Below are 1,555 nucleotides of genomic sequence, written 5' to 3' on the forward strand. Positions count from 1 at the left end.
CGGAATTTGTCAAGGTGAATGAGGCCAGTGGGAGTTAGGCTGCTGCTTTTGTGTCGGTTTTCTCGGCGGGTTTGTTGATCCAGGCCGCGTCGGGGATGGTCAGGATTTTGGGGTCGTTGCTCGTCGTGAATCGTTCGGGTGTTTTTGTTCGTGCTGCGGCCAGGGTTTTGGCCCGTTCAAGGGCTTTGCCGGCGGCCAAGCCGTAGTGGACGTCTGCGGGGGTGTTGAGTCCGATTCCGGTGTGGCAGTGAGTGTGGTTGTACCCGTCCACGAAGGAGTCCATGAATGCCCTCGCGTCGGGTAGGGAGCCGAAGCGTTCTGGGAACACGGGGGCGAACTTCAGTGATTTGAACCAGGCCTCCGAGTAGGGATTATCGTTGCTCACGCGGGGCCGGGAATGGGACCTGGTGACCTCAAGGTCCGAGAGCAGGGCAGCGACTGTTTTGGACGTCATGGATGTGCCACGGTCGGCGTGGACTATTTCCGGGATGCCGTGGATGCCGAAGATTTCCTCCATCATTTCCACGGCCAGTTCCCCGGATTCATGGGCATGGACGTAGGCGCCGACGATGTAGCGGGAGTAGATGTCGATCATGACGTAGCAGTCGTAGTATTTGCCCTTGATCGGGCCGGCGAGTTTGGTGATGTCCCAGGTGTAAACCTGGCCGGGTCCAGTCGCTACCAGCTCCGGGATTGCCCGGGCAGGGTGGCGTGCGATTCGGCGCCGTTCCTTGACCTGGCGGTTCTCATCCAGGACACGGTAGAACGTGGAGATCGAACATAAATAGGTGCCCTCGTCCAGGAGTCGAGCGTAGATTTGCACCGGTGGCAGGTCCACGAAACGCTCCGAGTTCACGGTGGCCAGGATGTAGGCACGCTCGGCCGGTGAGAGTTTGTTTGCCGGGGCCGGCAGTGGTGTTTGGTCTTCCGTGGGGGTGCGGGGTTTGCGTGTCGCTGTGGCCCGGGATACCCCGGCGATCAGGGCCGCTTCCCGGCTCGGGATGTCCGCCTTGGTGAGGGAGGTGTAGGCGCCCATCAAGGTTTCTTGTACCAGGGCTGCTGCTCCGCGCTTTCGGAGATGTCTTCCAAAAGCTGTCGTGCTTTTTCCATGATGGACAACGCCGCTTCAGTCCGTGCCAGTTTGCGTTCGCTCACCTCCAGCTGCCGACGTAGACGCCCGATTTCCGCCTGCTCGGCGGTGGGCTTGCCGATCTTTTCCCCGGGCTTCTTGCCCGCCAGGACGCCGGCGTCGCGGAGCTTGCGCCACTCGGTGATCTGGGAGGAATACAGGCCCTCGCGGCGCAGGTACGCCCCGCCGCCGGTGCCGTCGTCACAGGCCTGCTGGTACGCATCCAAATGGGCGAGTTTTTCTGCCGGCGTGAACGACCTACGAGGGGTCGGGCCACCGGCCCGAGGGCCCGAATTACTCATGGACCCATTCTCCCGCGGCGGGGAAATTGTGGAGACAGACATTGGTGATGATCCTGATTCTCGCCCTACGAATTAGACGAAGTTGCTATGAGGTACTGGCCTCACCCAACCCTGACACGTAGGG

At 61.2% G+C, this 1,555-nt stretch carries 1 protein-coding gene; it reads right to left on the minus strand.

Going from position 1 to position 1,555, the window contains the following annotated elements; translation table 11 throughout:
• Window positions 1-34 precede the first annotated feature (34 nt).
• Window positions 35-1,431, minus strand: a protein-coding gene (locus tag ABIB45_RS22475) for an IS3 family transposase (RefSeq protein ID WP_502909283.1) whose coding sequence is annotated in 2 segments (ribosomal slippage) — window positions 35-1,080 and window positions 1,080-1,431 — 1,398 coding nt in all. Because the reading frame shifts where the segments join, the coding sequence is not laid out codon by codon here.
• Between the last annotated feature and the right edge of the window lie 124 nt (window positions 1,432-1,555).

The sequence above is a fragment of the Arthrobacter sp. UYCo732 genome (assembly GCF_040547265.1).
Taxonomy (GTDB): Bacteria; Actinomycetota; Actinomycetes; order Actinomycetales; family Micrococcaceae; genus Arthrobacter.